Origin of the sequence: Phocoenobacter uteri (assembly GCF_900454895.1) — a bacterium.
Classification (GTDB): domain Bacteria; phylum Pseudomonadota; class Gammaproteobacteria; order Enterobacterales; family Pasteurellaceae; genus Phocoenobacter; species Phocoenobacter uteri.
The window spans coordinates 1,533,321-1,551,637 of sequence record NZ_UGTA01000001.1; the positions used below are offsets into that span (position 1 = coordinate 1,533,321).

The 18,317-nt window shown below is 32.8% G+C and carries 16 protein-coding genes; 2 read left to right on the forward strand and 14 right to left on the reverse strand.

Annotated features, from left to right (window positions below):
- Window positions 1–19: 19 nt before the first annotated feature.
- From DYE60_RS06975 to htpG, 13 genes are all read right to left on the reverse strand, one after another.
- Window positions 20–304, reverse strand: a complete 285-nt coding sequence (locus DYE60_RS06975; protein WP_115315907.1) for a chaperone NapD — start codon at window positions 302–304, stop codon at window positions 20–22.
- A gap of 370 nt (window positions 305–674) precedes the next feature.
- Entirely contained in the window at window positions 675–1,421 is a 747-nt protein-coding gene (locus DYE60_RS06980) for an ABC transporter ATP-binding protein (RefSeq protein WP_115315908.1), read from the reverse strand.
- A 2-nt stretch (window positions 1,422–1,423) separates the two neighbouring features.
- On the reverse strand, window positions 1,424–2,206 hold the full coding sequence (locus DYE60_RS06985; RefSeq protein WP_115316442.1) for an ABC transporter permease: 783 nt from the start codon (window positions 2,204–2,206) through the stop codon (window positions 1,424–1,426).
- A gap of 30 nt (window positions 2,207–2,236) precedes the next feature.
- A complete protein-coding gene (locus DYE60_RS06990) occupies window positions 2,237–3,649 on the reverse strand; it encodes an XcbB/CpsF family capsular polysaccharide biosynthesis protein (RefSeq protein WP_115315909.1) in 1,413 nt (470 codons plus the stop codon).
- Between the two features lies 1 nt (window position 3,650).
- Complete coding sequence (locus tag DYE60_RS06995) at window positions 3,651–5,090, reverse strand: AMP-binding protein (protein ID WP_115315910.1); 1,440 nt, start codon at window positions 5,088–5,090, stop codon at window positions 3,651–3,653.
- Window positions 5,091–5,104: 14 nt separating this feature from the next.
- Complete coding sequence (locus tag DYE60_RS07000; protein ID WP_115315911.1) at window positions 5,105–5,335, reverse strand: acyl carrier protein; 231 nt, start codon at window positions 5,333–5,335, stop codon at window positions 5,105–5,107.
- Between the two features lie 70 nt (window positions 5,336–5,405).
- Window positions 5,406–6,668, reverse strand: coding sequence for a sugar transferase (locus tag DYE60_RS10350; protein ID WP_245942690.1), 1,263 nt, complete (start codon window positions 6,666–6,668; stop codon window positions 5,406–5,408).
- 37 nt (window positions 6,669–6,705) lie between these two features.
- Window positions 6,706–7,899 (reverse strand): CDP-glycerol glycerophosphotransferase family protein, encoded by a 1,194-nt coding sequence (locus DYE60_RS07010; protein WP_115315912.1) that lies wholly within the window; start codon window positions 7,897–7,899, stop codon window positions 6,706–6,708.
- Window positions 7,883–9,259: a CDP-glycerol glycerophosphotransferase family protein gene (locus DYE60_RS07015; protein ID WP_147285451.1), complete on the reverse strand. Its 1,377-nt coding sequence runs from the start codon at window positions 9,257–9,259 to the stop codon at window positions 7,883–7,885. Before DYE60_RS07015 ends, DYE60_RS07010 begins: the two co-directional genes overlap by 17 nt.
- A 50-nt stretch (window positions 9,260–9,309) precedes the next feature.
- The gene (locus DYE60_RS07020; RefSeq protein ID WP_115315914.1) at window positions 9,310–10,641 is read right to left on the reverse strand and encodes a Gfo/Idh/MocA family oxidoreductase; all 1,332 of its coding nucleotides are present in this window, start codon (window positions 10,639–10,641) and stop codon (window positions 9,310–9,312) included.
- 39 nt (window positions 10,642–10,680) lie between these two features.
- Window positions 10,681–11,898, reverse strand: coding sequence for a CDP-glycerol glycerophosphotransferase family protein (locus DYE60_RS07025; RefSeq protein ID WP_115315915.1), 1,218 nt, complete (start codon window positions 11,896–11,898; stop codon window positions 10,681–10,683).
- 226 nt (window positions 11,899–12,124) lie between these two features.
- Window positions 12,125–12,619: a 2TM domain-containing protein gene (locus tag DYE60_RS07030; protein WP_115315916.1), complete on the reverse strand. Its 495-nt coding sequence runs from the start codon at window positions 12,617–12,619 to the stop codon at window positions 12,125–12,127.
- A gap of 255 nt (window positions 12,620–12,874) precedes the next feature.
- Complete coding sequence (htpG, locus tag DYE60_RS07035) at window positions 12,875–14,761, reverse strand: molecular chaperone HtpG (protein ID WP_115315917.1); 1,887 nt, start codon at window positions 14,759–14,761, stop codon at window positions 12,875–12,877.
- 264 nt (window positions 14,762–15,025) lie between these two features.
- On the opposite strand from htpG, the gene DYE60_RS07040 reads away from it, so the two are divergent.
- The gene (locus DYE60_RS07040) at window positions 15,026–16,402 is read left to right on the forward strand and encodes a DASS family sodium-coupled anion symporter (protein WP_115316444.1); all 1,377 of its coding nucleotides are present in this window, start codon (window positions 15,026–15,028) and stop codon (window positions 16,400–16,402) included.
- Window positions 16,403–16,508: 106 nt separating this feature from the next.
- On the opposite strand, the gene DYE60_RS07045 is transcribed toward DYE60_RS07040, so the two are convergent.
- Complete coding sequence (locus DYE60_RS07045; protein ID WP_115315918.1) at window positions 16,509–17,177, reverse strand: phosphoglycolate phosphatase; 669 nt, start codon at window positions 17,175–17,177, stop codon at window positions 16,509–16,511.
- 187 nt (window positions 17,178–17,364) lie between these two features.
- On the opposite strand from DYE60_RS07045, the gene DYE60_RS07050 reads away from it, so the two are divergent.
- Window positions 17,365–18,306, forward strand: coding sequence for a 2-dehydropantoate 2-reductase (locus DYE60_RS07050; protein ID WP_115315919.1), 942 nt, complete (start codon window positions 17,365–17,367; stop codon window positions 18,304–18,306).
- The last annotated feature ends 11 nt before the right edge of the window (window positions 18,307–18,317 follow it).

Here is an 18,317-nt window from a genome sequence, read left to right on the forward strand (position 1 = left end):
TTTACTTATTTTAAAAATATTACAGGTCATCATCTTGCTGATGATAAACCAAAGATACTGCAATCACTCCCTCGATATTACGTGCATTTTCCATATTTTCGAGTAATTCTCGTTGATCGTGGGATTGCATAACAACCACGATCTTTCCTTTTTCTTCATCAACCGCCGGGATTTCCGTATTGGCAACCTTTAAAAGGGCTTCCTTTACTTTTGCCACATTTTCAGGTCTTGTTTGCACGACTAAACCACAAACGTGCCATTCTTGTGCATTTTCCACCAGCATTGAATTTTGTTTTTTTTCCATTCTCGTTAAAAGCCTTATTTTTTATAGCGACGATTATTTTTATTGTATCGTATTCACATATTCTTTTACTTAACAATATGTTCTTTTCTTGTTTCAAATCAATTTAATTCTTAACCACAATGATACAATTCTCGACAAATTTTAACAAAAATCATTCTCAATGCTATTGAGTTTATCTTTCTAATTATTTTGGTTATGTATTGTTTTGTTATAGCTAAAAATTGGGGCGGATGATAGATAAGGAAAATAAAAGGGATTTTTGCAAAATTTAAGAAAAATATGACCGCTTATGTCTCTTGAAAAAGTATATTTCAGATAAGTCATCTTAAATGATAATACTTATCTGAAAATACAAAAGGGAGGCTTCTTATTACGTGTAATATTCAAGCACCTCATCAACAGAGCCATCCAAAATAACCTTTCCTTTGTCTAATAAGATAGCTCTATTACACATTTTTTTGATATCTGAATCAGAATGAGAAACTAAAATAATCAATTGAGAATCTTTTATAATACTTTCCATTCTTTTCTTACATTTTGCTTTAAAATATTTGTCACCAACACTAAGCACCTCATCAATAATGAGAATATCGCTTCGATATGTTGTTGCAATAGAAAACGCTAATCGTGAAAGCATTCCATTAGAATAGGTTTCTACAGGTTTGTTTATAGAATCTTGCAGTTCTGAGAAATCAATAATATCATCTATCTTTTCTTCAATCTCTTGTTTGGTCTTGCCAAGTAATGCACCAGTTAAATAGATATTATCAATCCCACTCAGTTCTTTAGAAAAGAAGGATTTTAGTGACAATAAAAAACCAATGTCTAATCTAGAAATGACCTCGCCCTCAGTTGGCTCAAGAACACCTGATATCACGCGACATAATGTTGACTTACCCGAGCCGTTTCTTCCTAAAATGCCCACAATGTCCCCTCTATAAAACTTAATAGAAACATCGCTCAATGCATCACTACGGCTTGAATTCGTCTGTTTTGCTACTTTTTCTCTTTCATATTTAGAAAGCAAAAATTTTTTTAAGGCTAAACGTTTACGACTAGAATAGCGTAATGTGACATTTTTTAATTCTAATACGGGGGTATCTGTTATGTTATCCATAGTTAATAAATATTCCTCACTATTTTAGGTGATACTTTATTGCAAAGTACAACAGAAAAATAAAAAAGCACTAAACTAAATAATAAGGATAAAATTAAAATTTGATAATCTACTAAATACGTATCAATAAAAGCATTGTTGTAAAAGGTAATCATATACGCAAACGGATTCAAATCAACTAAAAATCGATACTCTTCAGGCACGCGAGAAATAGGGTATAAAATAGGTGTCAAATAAAAGACTATTCGCAAAGCAAAGCCAATAATAAACTCAATATCTCGAATAAATGTATTTAAAACTGCCAATAAAATAGTAAGGCTATTTATTATAAAAAAAGAGATTAAGAAAGAAAGTAACAGTGCTGGAATATCCGGATAATGACCAAAAGCAATCATTGTCGTTTGTAAAATAACATAAGCAAAAGTGAACAGATAAACCTCGCCGCACACTTCTGAAATAGGTAATATACTCAATGGCATTTTTATTTGAGACACGATCCCTTTATACCGTTGAAAAGTTGATACTCCTCGAGATAGAGACATTCTCCACCACTTCCAAAGCGTTACCCCAATAGCTATCATAAAGATTCTATTTTCACCATCTTGACCAAAAATAACAACCACAATATAGCTATATAGGATAATCAACATTAAAGGTTCAATAAACCACCAGAGATACCCCAAGAAAGCATCCCTTACTTTTGCCTTTTGTTTCAAATGTGCCAAAACACATAAAATATATATATTTTTGGTGATGTCACGTTTTAAATGCCTATTTAATTTCATTAAATTTTTCCCAATGTATCTCATAAATCGCTAAGTAATATCTAAATATTTGTCACCTACTCGAATATTGATAAGTAAATTGTTAATAAATGAATAAGTTAAATAGTACACAATTAAGGAAAATCCTTCGTGTTCTTCAATTTGATTATCTTTATAAGTCACCAACGATAATTCAGGAATTTTCTCTTTCAATGCAATGATATTGGGATAGAAAAACTCAGAATCAGGAGATGAAATAATTAAAGACTCAAAACCTTCATTAAATACGGCACTCTTGCCAATTTGTCCCTGTAATTTTTCAAATGAATCTGCAACAGGGGTATTCAATGTTTTTAAGAATAGAGGATCTTTATTGTCATAATAGCCCATATTTCCTAAAAAAGGTTCAACACTATAATTTTTATATTTACCCAATAGACCATGATAAAGTGCAGCTGTCGCACCTGATGATATGCCGAAAAGTAATACATTCTCTTTGGCGATAGAATATAAGCTCATAATTTTTTGAATAAAGCCTTGAATATTCTGTTCAATACCATCATCAAATTGCGTATTTAATCCGTGACTTCCCATTGCATCACCTAAATCACAAATTCTTACAATGTAAGTATTCGGTGGAATGCTTCTGGTTAGAAATGGTGCAGTATGAGTATAATATCGTTCTGAAATATCAGGTACGCACTTGCTCGTATATGGAAAAATAATCACTAAATTATTATTTGCATAATATTGCTTAGGTTTTTCAATCGTATATAGAACATTATTTAATTCATTGAAAGATTTAGAAAAATAAGGTAATAATTCAGCATAATTATTTTTATTCATTTTTCTAAAAATGGTAATTCCAGAATTATGTTCTATGGCAACAAACCCTTTTCGATTAAGAGCATAAACAATTTCTGTTAATTTTTTATCCTTACGAGCATACTTTACAAAAAATTTCTTTTCTTGATTTGTGATACCCAAATAATTAACCGCATCATTATTTAATACGCTTTCAAAATTTTCCAAAGAATCTTGAATATCCTCTGCTCGTAGAATGATTTCTAAAGGTGAAATATTATTTATATACTGATACACCCTAGTAAAAACTCTTACATACATCGAAATCAAATCTTGTTGATTCTTTGCAGAATAAACAAATCCGATTCTGCGATCTTCTACATCCTTAGCAACAGGCTTGAATTCAGCAAAAGTTGTCATAATGAATTGTATAAAATTATCATAAATTGTGCTGTTGGTTTTACTATCACATCTCAAAAAGAAACTAAACTTTTTGTACTTAATGTTATAACTCATACCTATAATGTAATCTTTTACCAAAAACTCAAATGCAACTGTTGTCTCACTATAAATTCTTGTGTGAAATTTTTGTGTATCAAAGTTATCTTTAATTGCTAATAAAACTTCACTTTGAATTTGATTTAAATCTAACTGAGCCATTTTAATCTTCTTTTTCCTGAAAATACTTCTGTAACAATGCTTTTTTATCGACTTTATGATTGACGCTAGTTGGAATTTCATCAATTTTAATCAACTCCGATGGAACCATATAAGATGGTAATATTTCTTGTAAAGATTCTTTTAATTGAGCTTCGCTAATAGATTCTAGCTGGGAGGTTGTATAAAACCCAACTAAACGTAATACAGTACCGCTTGCACGTCTTAATGCTATTACTGCTGTTTTTTCTATATTAAACTCTTTAAGGGTGAATATCTTTGCCTCTATTTCTGAAAGCTCAATTCGATATCCATTTAACTTGATTTGTTCATCTATTCTTCCTTGACAATAAACTAAACCATCTTTCTCATAGCCACAATCTCCTGTTCTATACAAAGGCGATTCACTATCTGACAAGAATAAATGTTTACTATTTTCTTCTGGATTATTTAAATAACCACGCATTACGTGAATACCTGATGTACATATTTCTCCATTATCAATACTTAATGTTGAATTTAAGACAGGAAACCCTATTGGTAAATCATCGTCAGAATCAAGCATCTCAGCAGTTATATCAACAAAAGAGCTAATAATTGTTGCTTCTGTTGGACCATAACCATTGATTACTCGTGCATTCGGGAATCGATTCAAGATTAAAGTGACGACTTGCTTAGATAGGCTTTCCCCAGCTAAAAAGAATTCTTTTAATGAAGGGAGGTTCTCACTATTGAATTTAGGATTCATCAATTGTTGCAGTGCAAAAGAAGGAGTTGAAACCCAAGTTGATATCTCTGTCTTCTGTAAAAATGTTAACCAAAAATTAGGATTAGCGATATCTTCTCGACTATTCAAAACCACTTTACTTTCATAAATCAATGCACCAAAGAGGTCAAAAATAGAAACATCAAAAGAAAAAAGACACTGGTTCATAAAAATATTTGGCGAAGACAGTCTTAATTGGTCTCTCATCCAGAGGATCAAATTAGAGACACTCTCTCTTCCTATTTGTACACCTTTAGGCTTTCCTGTTGTTCCTGATGTAAAAATTAAATATGCAAGATCCTTTTCTTCCAACTCAACTACATCACTAGAACGCTGTTCAAATATACCGCTATCTGTATGATAGATATAACACGCTTTCGAAATTTCACAAATATCATTAACTCTAGATAAAGGATAAATATTATCTAGTGGAATAAAAGGTATTTTATGAAGTAAACAGCCATAAATCGCTACAACAAAATCTATTTCCTTATGCCCATAAATAATCAAAGGATTATTCTTGTCAGCACAGCATAGTTGCTTATACTGCTTAATAAATACAGTGATTTTCTCCGAAAGCTCTTTCCAGCTACACGACTCTTTACTATTTTCAATGGCAATATTCTCTGATGTATTACCAACAAGCCGCTTGAACAATAAATTACTTAATTCATTCATATTGATTTCCAATTCTATTTCACATTTTTTTTAATAAAATCAACCAATGTTTTTGTATCAGCAAAAATATCCATAATCTGTTCAAAAGGAATTTCAACACCAAACTCCTTTTTAATTTCCATAATTAACTCCATCACACTAATGGAATCAATAAGCCCTGTAGAAATTAGTTCTTGACCAAGCTCAACCTTATTTTTTTGAACACCTTTTGCTACCATTTTAAGAATTTTTGATTCTAAACTCATACTTATTACTCCTAATAAAAAATAATGGTACTGTTGTACCCTTTTAAGACATTAAAGTCTCTCACTACATCTAACGAGCACCAAATCCCGTGATTATGGTTCTAATAGTTTTAAAGAAAATCAGTAAATCAAAAGAAAAAGATAAATTTTTAATATAATAAAAATCATATTCCAGTTTTACTTTAGTCTCAGCTACATTTTCTGTATAACCATACTCTACTTGTGCCCACCCCGAAATACCTGGTTTTACAATATGTCGATAATTATAAAAAGGGATTTCTTTATTAAAATTTTCAACACACTCTACTTGCTCCGGTCTTGGCCCAATTAAGCTCATATCCCCTCTTAAGACATTAAATAATTGAGGTAATTCATCAATACGTGTTTTTCTAATAAACCGTCCTATTGAAGTAATACGAAAATCATTATGCTTAGTAAACTTAGCTCCCGTATTTTCTAATCTTTTACACATACTACGAAACTTATACATCACAAAAGGCTTCCCGCCTTGACCAATTCTTATTTGAGAAAATATGCACCACGCTTTGGTATCTATCATCACAACCAACCCCGTAATAATAAGCAAGGGGAATGTAATAGGTAAACTCACAATCACTAAAAAGACATCAATTATTCTTTTTATCACTTGATATCTCTTTGATGGAAGCAATGAACCCAATTCATTTTCATACATATGATCAATCTTTACTCTACCTAATACCATTTCTAATAACCTAGAACTATGATAAACAGGTATTCCTTTCAATGAACAATCAGCCAAAAAAAACATCCATTTATTGGGCAGACCAGCTCTTAAATCAGCCATTATAATATCAATATTCTTATCTACTTTTTGAGCATCATCTATTTTTACCCAAGTAATAAAAGATACCTCTGGCGTGTAAATGTTTCCAAAAGGCAAATAACCTACAATTTTTTTATCATATACCATATTGATATACTCAAAAAACAGAAATAAAGACAGCATTACTATTCCAGAACCACCCAAATAATATACAGAATAGGATAGCCTAAAAATCAATAAACAAAGCAATGCAACCATTAACCAAAAAGAAAAAATCGGAATAATATAGCGATAACTCAAATTATGTAAATGAATCGAAAAACGATTGATACTGAAAAACGTGCATAAATAAACGCCAACCATAAGACATAAACTTTGCCCTTTGATAGCTACCGTAAACCAGCTATGCAAATCAGCATTCCACATAACAACGCCCACTAAATATAATGAAACAAAAGCCCCTATAAAGAACTGAATCCCCCAATACTGTAAAAGCTTTATCAATAATGTTCTCATTAAAATATTCATTGTTTTTTCAACTATTTATTATTATAAAAATTTAATTTCAGACTAATTTACTAAGAATAATCTCTGCATTTCCATCACTTTGATTATTCAATATAGGATTTAATAATTCATTCACCAGTAATCGCTCTTTCTTATAAAAATCGCTATTTAATAACTTCAAGATATCAATCATAAAATCCTGCATACATTCAGGCTTAGGTCCAGGTGTATATTTATAATAATCTATTGAAAAACCAACATATTTCTCATAAACATCAATATCATAAGGTAGAAACAAAACTGGTTTTTCAGTCATTAAAAAATCGATATATATACTTGAATAATCTGTTATCAATAAATCAAAACTAAATAGTAATTCGTTAATATCTGGTAACTCATTCGAATCTAATATAGAAATATTAGTTAGCGTCAAAAGACTGTTAATTTCTTGATCATCAAAGCATGGGTGCAATCTTAAATGTATCTTAATTTTATTGTCTAATAAAAAATCATTTAAAATATTCAAATCTAAATCTTTAAAAGGGCACAACTCTGTATCACCATAAGGTCTCCAAGTCGGTGCATACAAAATATGTTTATATCCAGATTCTAAATATTTTTTCTCTAACTCTAATTGATTGAAATGCAACCTTACATCATTCCTCGACTGCCCTGAAAGTAATATTTGGTTATTTTTTAAATGAAGGCTATTCTGCCACGTTTTATGAAACACATCAGATACTGAAAAAAAATAACTAAAATTATATTTTATGATCGAATAATATACTTTTTTAAAAAGGAAAATATTCTCTTCAAGTAAACCAATATTTTTTAAAGGTGAGCCATGCCCTAAATGAAAAACATTACGACGAAACTTATGAAAGCATCCCCCAATTGGTGTTTCAAAGGAAGAAGTAATCCAAGTTTTTGCACTTAAAATATATAATTTATTTTTTAACCCTTTTGAGCTAATAAAATAATTTCCATATTGAGCAATTAGCTTGTTACGCAACGAATCATCATCAATTACAAAAGATGTTTCAAACTCCTTTTTATATTTTATAAAATATAAAAATAAATACTTTGAGTTATGAGAGAACTGCATATTATACTGAGAATTAAAGATAATCCTCTTTTGCTTCCTCATCCAAAAAATACTTAAAATAGAAAAAGGTAACCCAACTAAAAATATAAAAAGTCTTATTTTTGAGTATTTAATTGGATTAGTTATTCTTTTAAATAAGATTCTCATCAACTCTTTTTTTATTATTCTCAATTTCTCTATCTCTAAGATCACAAAGTTGACAAATTGTCTCTATAAACATTTTTGTACTCTGCTTATTTGCATAATCAAAATCACCGAGAAAATATTTTTTAATTTCATTACGTTGCTGCTTCACCGTATCAGCACGAAGCTCTTCTTTTATAATCTTAATTAAGTTTGGCATATCCGTCGTTTTAATAAGCCTTGTTGCTTCCACAATTTTAGGTTTATCAATCCTCACACCATCAAGATGCTCAAATGTATCCGTCATTAACATAGGTTTATCAACAATCAAATAATCTACCGCAACCGCTGAATTATCAAAAATCGCTAAATCAATATGTTCATAAAGAGAATTTATATCCTCGCAAGTCGCAACTGTTGCTTTATGGCTATTTTTTAACTTATCTAAAATTCTTTGATTGATTTTATCTATATCCTTAAGACGACTTCCTGTTGTTGGATGAGGTTTGTATATCAGATAAAGATCTGGTTGTTCTAAAATCATATTTACAAGATCCACACCAAAATCGCCCAAAGAGCTATAATTCATCGTTTCATGTGTCCCTTCCCAAGTAGGTGCATATAACACGACTTTTCTTGGAACTGATTTTTCTTTATTACGACTACTTGGTTCTGGAAGATTTGTTACAAATTGCTCAATCTTCTCAATATGATCTAATTGAGGTCGTCCAATTTGGATAAATTTACTCATATCTTTATTTATCAAATTATTCTCATACCTTTCATACGCAAGAGGACCAACAACAAACACATAGTCATATGCTTTAGATTGATTCGTAATCGTTGATAATTTATCACTCTCTCCATGATTGATATGAATATGTAACGCATCATTCACAATCAATGACTGGAAATTTTTATTGCCATGATTTACATATAAAATACATTTAAAATGCCCATTTTGATAAACACTCAGCACATCATCAATGGTACGACAATAGCAAACTGAAAAATCCGTATTCTGTCTCAAAACATCAAAAACATCTGCAAAACGTGTAATAAATGTTACTTTTTTGAATTTTTCTAACTCTTTAAGAACAGCTAACCATTGCTTTACTTGATATAATTGAGCAACGTTACCACTAAAATAAACCGCAATCTCATCATGGCAATTCACATTAGCAAAACAGCCATCAAAAATATTCCCTGCCGATTTTGTTACTTTGAATTCTGATTTTGGTTTTACACTTTCTTTTACTGGCATTTTTAATTTCTCTACTTTCTCACTCTTCTCTATTTTCTTCACTCTAGACTGACCCAGTACATACTTGTTGTACACACGAATAGGATGTCTAATCAGCGTTATTACTTTTTTTACTATCACATAGCACTCCTAAAACTATATAAAAAACAGACATTCATACTTTAAAAATACTATGCCTTTTCTTCTTGAAATTTAGATATAACTTTATTTATCTCTTTCATCTCATCACAAGAGAGGATATCAGAACACGTTTTCTGTCTTCTTATCATTACAACAAATTCTGATATTTCATAATGTAATCCATCCCCAACAAAGTCATAAAATAACTCTATTTCTTTATGTGTATTTTCAAAACGAATAAAGAATTTCTTAGTTAACCACCACGGTGCAGGAATATAAATATACCCCTTCGTTCCTGAAATAACTGCACAACCTTCCTGCTTCATCCCAATACCAACAGTTGATATAGCTATATTGCCATTCTCATGCGTTGTCACAATTCTATTTGCTATATCAACTTTATCCTCCATTATTGGATAAAAAGAGATATCTTTTACATTACCTAAAACTTTTGTTGCTAAAAGCAAAGGATAGCTAGCTAATTCATTGGTTGCACCACCAAAATCACAATCATATTCTCTGGCATTTTTATCATCAACTAACTTGGTGAATGTTGCTCTAACTTCTAATATATCGCCAATAATACCTGATTCTAATTCTGATAATAATTGAGAAAAAGCGGGTAAAAATGCGGTTTTTATAGCTTCCATAAATACAACATTTTGTTGCTCAGCTAAAATAATCAGTTCTTCTAACTCACATTTATTTAAAGTAACAGGCTTTTCACAAAGGACGTGTTTATTGCTCAGAATACATTTTTTTGCATATTCAAAATGCGTTTGATGAGGAGAGGCTATGTAGACGGCATCAATGCCAGAATTTAGAAATTTATCAATATCATCAAATCCATAACTAATGCCATTCCTTGTTATAAAATCATTCACATTTTGAATATTTCTAGAAAAAGCACTTTTGACAATAACATTACAATGTTCATCAATGGAGGAAACAAAACGATTAGCAATACGACCAGTTCCAATAACACCGATATTTATCTCATTTAAGTCTTGGCGAAGCTGGGTGCTAGAAATGCGAGGGGTTCTGGGTAAATATATCACTTCGCAGAAATCTTTTAAGTAATCAAAATGACCTTTCCAATCATCCCCTATCACAAACACATCAACATTCAACTCTTGAATATCTTTTGGCTTCTGATCTTTATCATATTCGATAATTACTTCATCAACGAAGGGCAGATTTTGAATTGTTTTAACCCTTTCTTCTAAAGAATTAACTACGTTAAACTTCCCCCGCTCTCGATCATATAATTCACTCGTTACCCCAACAATCAACTTATCTCCAAATGCTTTCGCTCTTTTTAGAAGATTTATATGTCCTTGATGGAATAAATCAAAAGAACCATAAGTAATAACTGTTTTCATTCTTTATTCCTTACTTTTAATGATAACTTAAATACAACATCAGTATTTAATTTTTTCTAATACTCTCAAACTAGAATCTCCATCTTCATAAGGATTATATCTTTTATTAAAATACGTAAAATCAATATTGTTTGATTGAATATCATTCAGTGCATCAATCAAATCCTTCTCTTTATGACATATCTTACCGGGAATATCTTTATTCAAATCCAGATATATGCCTCTCACCTCTTGTGAATATTCTTCTTTATCATACATATAAAGAAAAATCGGTTTTTCTAATAACAAATAATCAAACATTAAACTTGAATAATCGGTTATCAAAATGTCTGACACCAGCATTAACTCATTGATATTACCATACCTGCTTACATCAATAAAATGCCGATCGCCAGAATCCGCTTTCGTAAAATAATGACCTCTGAATAAAACAACATAATCATTATTTTTCACAAACTTCAAAAACGCCTCTGTACTAAGCTTATTTTCTGCTAAAAAACCTTCTTTCTTATCGTACTTGTTATCTCTAAAAGTCGGTGCATACAAAATAATCTTCTTATCCAAATCTAAGCCTAATTTTTTCTTTAAATTAAGAATCCACGTCTTATCTTGCTTACGAACAACAAGCTCATCATTACGAGGATAACCTAATTCTAAAATTTGCTCGTCGCTAATTAAAAATGCACTTTTCAAACAAGCAGTTACGTGTGGACTAGGAGAAACAAAATATTTGCATTTCTTCGCTTCCAAAGAATATGCATAACGAATCCCCTTTAAACTCGTTGTTGGTTGATTATCACAAGTTAAATCATAGCCTAACTTTTTCAACGGTGTACCATGCCAACATTGGATAATACGCTGATTCGGTTTTCCTTTTAATAAAAAAGGAGTACGGCTATTGAAAATTAAGTATTGGCACTCAGATAATGCTTTAAAATAAGCTGGTGAATTTCTCACAACACATACCGTATTTTTATGAGTAAAAAGCTCCTTAAAATTCACATTATCCATAGAATTTACAGCCCAAATACAAATAGCGGAGGGATCTTCTTTTCTTACTCTATCATAGATAGCACGAGGGGAATCTGAGGCACTTCTTCCCTGAAAACTCTCAAAGAAAAAGCTATTTGGCTTTATGACTTCTCTATACTTGACGCTAAACCATATCCGAGAAATCACTGTATAGCCACATTTAGCTATATAATCCAATAATGGATATCTTGATAAAAATTTTTTTATCGACTTTTTAAAACTCATCTATTATCTCTTTATTTTTCAACTGCTTATTTTAGGCTCCCAATCATCCAAGTACTTAAAATCAGTATTTTTTCCATTTTTATAATAATAAGGAACACCAAGATTGTACTATTTTTAGACAAACAATACCAACGATTATTTATAAAACAAAAGAAGCGGTCACTTTTTTTCAACTTTTTGCAAATTCTTGAAAAAAAGTGACCGCTTACTTATAAAATAAAAACTATTATTTTTTATTCAAATATTTTTCTAACTGACGTTTTTCCCACTCAATGCCTAATGGTGGAAGCCAATCAAATGTTTTTAATCCCTTAATAATTAAAGCTATTCCCCAACCAAGAAATACCCATTGAATCCACCAAGTTTCAGGTGTTGTAATAATATTGATAATAAATAATCCTGTTATTACCACAGCAAATACAAAAAGTTTAATATAAAACGCTTTAATATTGCGTATTTTTTGATAAGCGAGTTTTTCATTTTCTGTTAATGTTAAAGTGCTCGATTCATTTAGAGATGTAGTCGTTGAATTATTCATAGTTAAAGCCTCATTCAAAGTTTTAAAATCAACTTCAAAGACTGCTGCTAATGATTTTACTGATTCGACACTTGGCTTTTGTCCATTTTCAATACGCTGAATAGTACGAGTACTTAAACCGCTCATTTCAGATAATAATTGTTGTGACCAGCCTTTTTCTAATCTTAATTTTTGTATAATCATTGATGACTTCCTTTAAAGTTTAAATAGGCTTTTATTCTAACTATAAATATTTAAAAAAGTGACGACAGCAAGGTGACGTAATACTGACAGATAAGTATATTTACTTATAAATCAAGCAGTTGAATTATATTATTTTTGTAGGGATTTAATGAGCGTAAGCGAATGGAATATTTTCCCGTTAATATTTGAAAGAACGGGAGCAATAACGGGCGGATATACGCAAACTACCTTTGCTAATACCGCCCCTACATAACATTAAACACTCAACAATTTATTCATTCGTTTAATAAATGACGTTGGATCTTCTAACGTACCTTGTTCTGCAAACAGGGCTTGTTCTAATAATAACTCAATCCATTCATTAAACTGTGCTTCATCGGCAATGTCTGCAATATGTTTAACCATTGTGTGATCAGGGTTTAGCTCAAAAGTATATTTTACTTCTGGGGCTTTTTGTCCCATTGCGACAAAAAGTTTCGCCATTTGCGTCCCCATTTCATCAGAATTTGTTGAAACAACTGCTGGTGTGTCGGTTAAGCGGTGGGTTAATACCACATCTTTTACACGATCGCCTAAATAAGTTTTTGCTCTTTCTAAGAATGAACCAAACTCTTCTTGTTGGGCTTTTTGTTGTGCTTCGTCTTCTTTATCTGCTAAGTCGCCTAAGTCTAAATCAGATTTGGTAATGCTTTGTAATGGTTTATCTTGGAACTCGGTTAAGTAGCTGATTAACCATTCATCAATGCGATCGGAAAGCAGTAACACCTCAATGCCTTTTTTGTTAAATAGCTCTAAGTGTGGGCTATTTTTTGCGGCTTGGTAGCTGTCGGCAGTTAAGAAGTAAATCGCTTTTTGTCCTTCTTTCATTCGTTCAATATAGTCAGCAAGAGCAATATTTTGTACGCTACTGTCAGAATGGGTTGAAGCAAAACGCAATAATTCAGCAACTTTTTCTTTGTTTGCTTGATCTTCGCCGACACCTTCTTTTAACACTAAACCAAATTCATTCCAGAACGTTTGATATTGCTCTTTGTCGTCTTTCGCTAATTTTGAAAGCATTTGCAAAGTGCGTTTAGTTAGAGCGTTACGTAATGCTGTGGTGGTTTTGTTATCTTGTAAAATTTCACGAGACACGTTTAATGGTAAGTCGTTTGAATCTAATAAACCACGCATAAAACGTAAGTAATTTGGCATAAAGACTTCTGCATCGTCCATAATAAATACGCGTTGAACATAAAGTTTTAAGCCGTGTTTTTGATCACGTTGGAATAAATCAAACGGTGCTTTTGAAGGGACATAAAGCAAGCTAGTATATTCTTGTTTACCTTCCACTTTGTTGTGTGACCAAGTCAAAGGCTCGGCAAAGTCGTGGCTGATATGTTTGTAAAATTCTTTATATTCTTCATCAGACACATCGCTTTTTGCTCGTGTCCATAAGGCTTGGGCCTTGTTGATTTTTTCCCATTTAGTGCCTTTTTCGTTGCCTTCATCATCAAAATCTTTGGCTTGAATTTCAACAGGTAAACCGATGTGATCTGAATATTTGCTGATAATACTACGTAAACGCCATTCGTTTAAAAATTCTTTTTCTTCTTCACGTAGGTGTAAAATCACATCTGTTCCACGTGTTGGTTTTTCTAAATCGGCAACGGTGTAATCACCTTCGCCTGCTGATTCCCAAATCACCCCTTGTTCAGCGGTTAAGCCTGCTGCACGGGTTTTTACGGTGACTTTATCCGCCACGATAAAGGCAGAATAGAACCCAACCCCAAATTGTCCGATAAGTTGGCTATCTTTCGCTTGGTCTGTGCCAAGTGAATTTAAAAATTCTTTGGTGCCTGATTTTGCGATTGTCCCTAAGTGTTCAATCACTTGCTCACGGCTCATACCGATTCCGTTATCGCTAATAGTGATGGTATTTAAGGTTTCATCAACGCTAACACGCACACGCAATTCACCGTCATTTTCATAAAGTGAGGTATCAGAAAGGGCTTTAAAACGCAGTTTGTCCGCTGCGTCCGATGCATTTGAAATTAACTCACGCAAAAATATTTCTTTATTTGAATAAAGTGAGTGAATCATTAGTTGTAATAGTTGTTTGACTTCTGATTGAAATCCACGCGTTTCTTGATTAGTACTCATTGTTATCCTCTTCTATTATTTTTGAAACTCTATTTGAAAAAATTTGTAAAAAATTAAAAAAATATGACCGCTTAGGCTTGGGTAAATGGGGGCGATAGCGATGGTTTCAAGTCTATTTTTAGAAATTTTATAAAAAACGAAGAAAGAATAAAAATTAGACAAATGTCACAATTCTGTAACAAACTTGTTTTAATTATCCTGAATTTTTTATAGGATCAAGACCTATCGTTATATTAAGGAGGCGTTATGGCTAGAAGAAAATTAATGTTTGAAACAATTCGCTCTTGGCGAAATACCGTTATTTTCTCAGCAGATGTAGTGCTATTTTTTGCACTTTTAAATTTTTTACCTTTTTCTGTTGAGGAAAACAAAGGTCTAGCATTATTAGCCTTTATTGCAGTGTTATGGTTAACGGAAGCGTTACACGTGACTGTCACTGCATTACTTGTGCCAATTATGGCTGTGGGACTAGGAATTGTACAATCTAAAGCGGCGTTGGCAGGCTTTGCATCACCAACCATTTTTCTATTTTTTGGTGGATTTGCACTAGCAACTGCATTGCATATTCAAAAATTGGATCGTTTGATTGCTAACAAAATTATGGTGCTAGCAAAAGGCAAGCTATTTATTGCTGTCTTATACTTATTTGGGGTGACTGCATTTTTATCAATGTGGATCAGTAATACGGCAACAACGGCAATGATGCTACCTTTAGCACTTGGTATTTTAAGTCAAATGGATAGAGAGGCAAATCATAATACTTATGTATTTGTGCTATTAGGTATCGCATACAGTGCGAGTATTGGTGGTATGGGAACGCCTGTGGGCAGCCCACCAAATGCGATTGTGGTATCAAATCTAAAAATGTCTTTCTCTGAATGGATGGGCTATGGTATGCCAATGGTCATAATGTTATTACCATTGATGGTCGGCGTACTTTATGTCTTATTAAAACCAAATTTACACCAGAATTTTGAGCATAAATTTGAGAAAATCAAACTAAATAATCATCGAATCATTACCCTCGCGATTTTCCTTTTCACTGTGGCGTGCTGGGTGTTTGGACGCTACTTGAATCCATTACTCTCTGAAGTGTTAGGTATTGATGGAAAAATTGCTAAGTTCGATGGAATGGTAGCTCTGCTTGCAGTAGTGCTAGTCTGTATGACTCGTGTTGTTACTTGGGAGCAAATTCAGAAAAATACCGAATGGGGCGTGTTAATGCTCTTCGGGGGTGGTATCACATTAAGCACTGTTTTGGGAAAAACAGGGGCAAGCAAAGTTTTAGCAGATGGTATTGTCTTTATGATGGAAGGCGGCCACTTCTTCTTAATCGGATTACTGGTTGCCACTTTTATTATATTCCTAACAGAAGTCGCCTCAAATACCGCAAGTGCTGCGTTATTAGTGCCATTATTTATTTCAATTGCACAAGCATTAAATATGCCTGTGGTTGGACTCTCGCTTATCATTGGTTTAGGGGCTTCTTGTGCATTTATGCTACCTGTTGCCACCCCGCCAAATGCGATTGTATTCGGTACGGGTATTGTAAAACAGCGTGAAATGTTAAAAACAGGTTTCTGGTTAAATATTATGTGCGTATTTATTATCGCCACAGTTGCCTACATATTCTGGCTATAACTAGCCGATAATATTCACCCCAAATGTTGGACGCAACTTTGGGGTGTTTTTTTATGGGTAACTTAGCCCAAGCCTGAGACAATAAATTACCAATTTTAAATTATTATTATGCAATTTTTAAAATTTCTGCAAAGTCTTCGCACACATAATCTGGCTCAGATTCACTGATTGGGATATTGTAATTGTAACCGTAGGTTAAGCCAACACTTTTACAACCTGCTGCTTTTGCCGCCAAAATATCATTTTTAGAATCCCCCACAAATAGCACTTCATTTGGATAGCAGCCAAATTTACCGAATAAATAAAACAGCGGTGCTGGATGTGGTTTAACCAAAGGTAACGACTGCCCGCCTAAGGTTTCTGAAAATAAATGATCGATCCCAAAGGCTTTTAAGACTGGTTGCACGTGCTTGGTAGGTTTGTTGGTAACCACCGCCAAAATATAGCCTTTGTTATGTAACGCTTCTAAAGTTGATTTCACGTTATCAAACAACACACTTTTAGTACACACATTCTGCCCATAAAAATAATCAAAACGTTGTTTAAGTTGGGCAATTTGTTCCGCATTAAATTGCTCCGCCTTACCCGACCATTCTAAGCCTTTTTGGAATAATACATCCGCCCCTTTACCAATCCAAGTTAATACTTTTTCTTCTGGTGCTGATGGCAACCCTACTTCCTCAAAAGCGGAATTTAATGATAACGCTAAATCTGGCAAGCTATTCACTAACGTACCGTCTAAATCAAAGCCAATAAGTTTAAATTTGTTGTTCATTTTGTTTCCCATTTATATTTATTGATCGGCATATAGTTTAAATCAATCTTAATCAAGGTAGAACCTTTAATTTTAAAAAATAAGGGAATAAAAATGATACTCAAAAATTATTTAAAATCTTATATAATTAAACGCTGAACTATTTTAGGTGTGATTTCGTTGCATTCTAATGAGTAAGGACAATAAAATGAAAATAGTGATTGCAGGTGCTGGGGCAATGGGCGGACGTTTTGGCTATATGCTAAAACAAGCAGGGCAACAAGTTATTTTAGTTGATAGTTGGAAAGAACATATTGATATTATTTCTCAAAATGGTTTAACGGTGGAAAGCGACGGTAAAAGAGAAAGCGTGCCTTTTACCGCTTATCACACAAAACAAATAGCACACCTAGAGATTGCCGATACGATTATTCTTTTTGTGAAAGCAATGCAGTTACCAGAAATGCTCTCGGATTTACAATCCATCATCGGTCAAAACACCCGTGTTATTTGCTTACTCAATGGGCTTGGGCATATAGACACGATCAAAAAATATGTCTCTCATAAAAATATTTTTATCGGTGTCACAATGTGGACGGCGGGGCTAGTAAGTGCTGGGCATATACATTTAGCGGGCGATGGCAGTATTGAGCTTCAAAATATTACACCTTCAGAAAATGAATCAGGGCAACAATTGGTGGATATCTTTAATGAAGCTGGCTTGAAAGCAAGATATAGCCACGATGTGCTTGTATCCATCTGGAAAAAAGCCTGTGTGAATGGCGTATTAAATGGGATATGTGCGATTTTAGATTGCAATTTATACCAATTCGGTCAGATTCCATCCCATCACGATTTTGTGGCTCAAGTCGTATCCGAATTTGCCGCTATCGCTAAATCTATTGATAATGTCGACATTGACCAAACCGCAGTGATTAAGCTGATTGAAAGTACTTATGATCCTGAAAAGCAAGGCATGCACTACCCTTCAATGCATCAAGATCTAGTGAAAAATCATCGCCTCACGGAGGTTGATTACATCAACGGCTATATTGCGAGAAAGGGAAAGGAGCAAGGCATTCCCGTCCCTTACTGTGAACTCATCACTCTATTAGTACACGGAAAAGAAAAAGTGCTGGGGATTATTTAATATTACTTGGG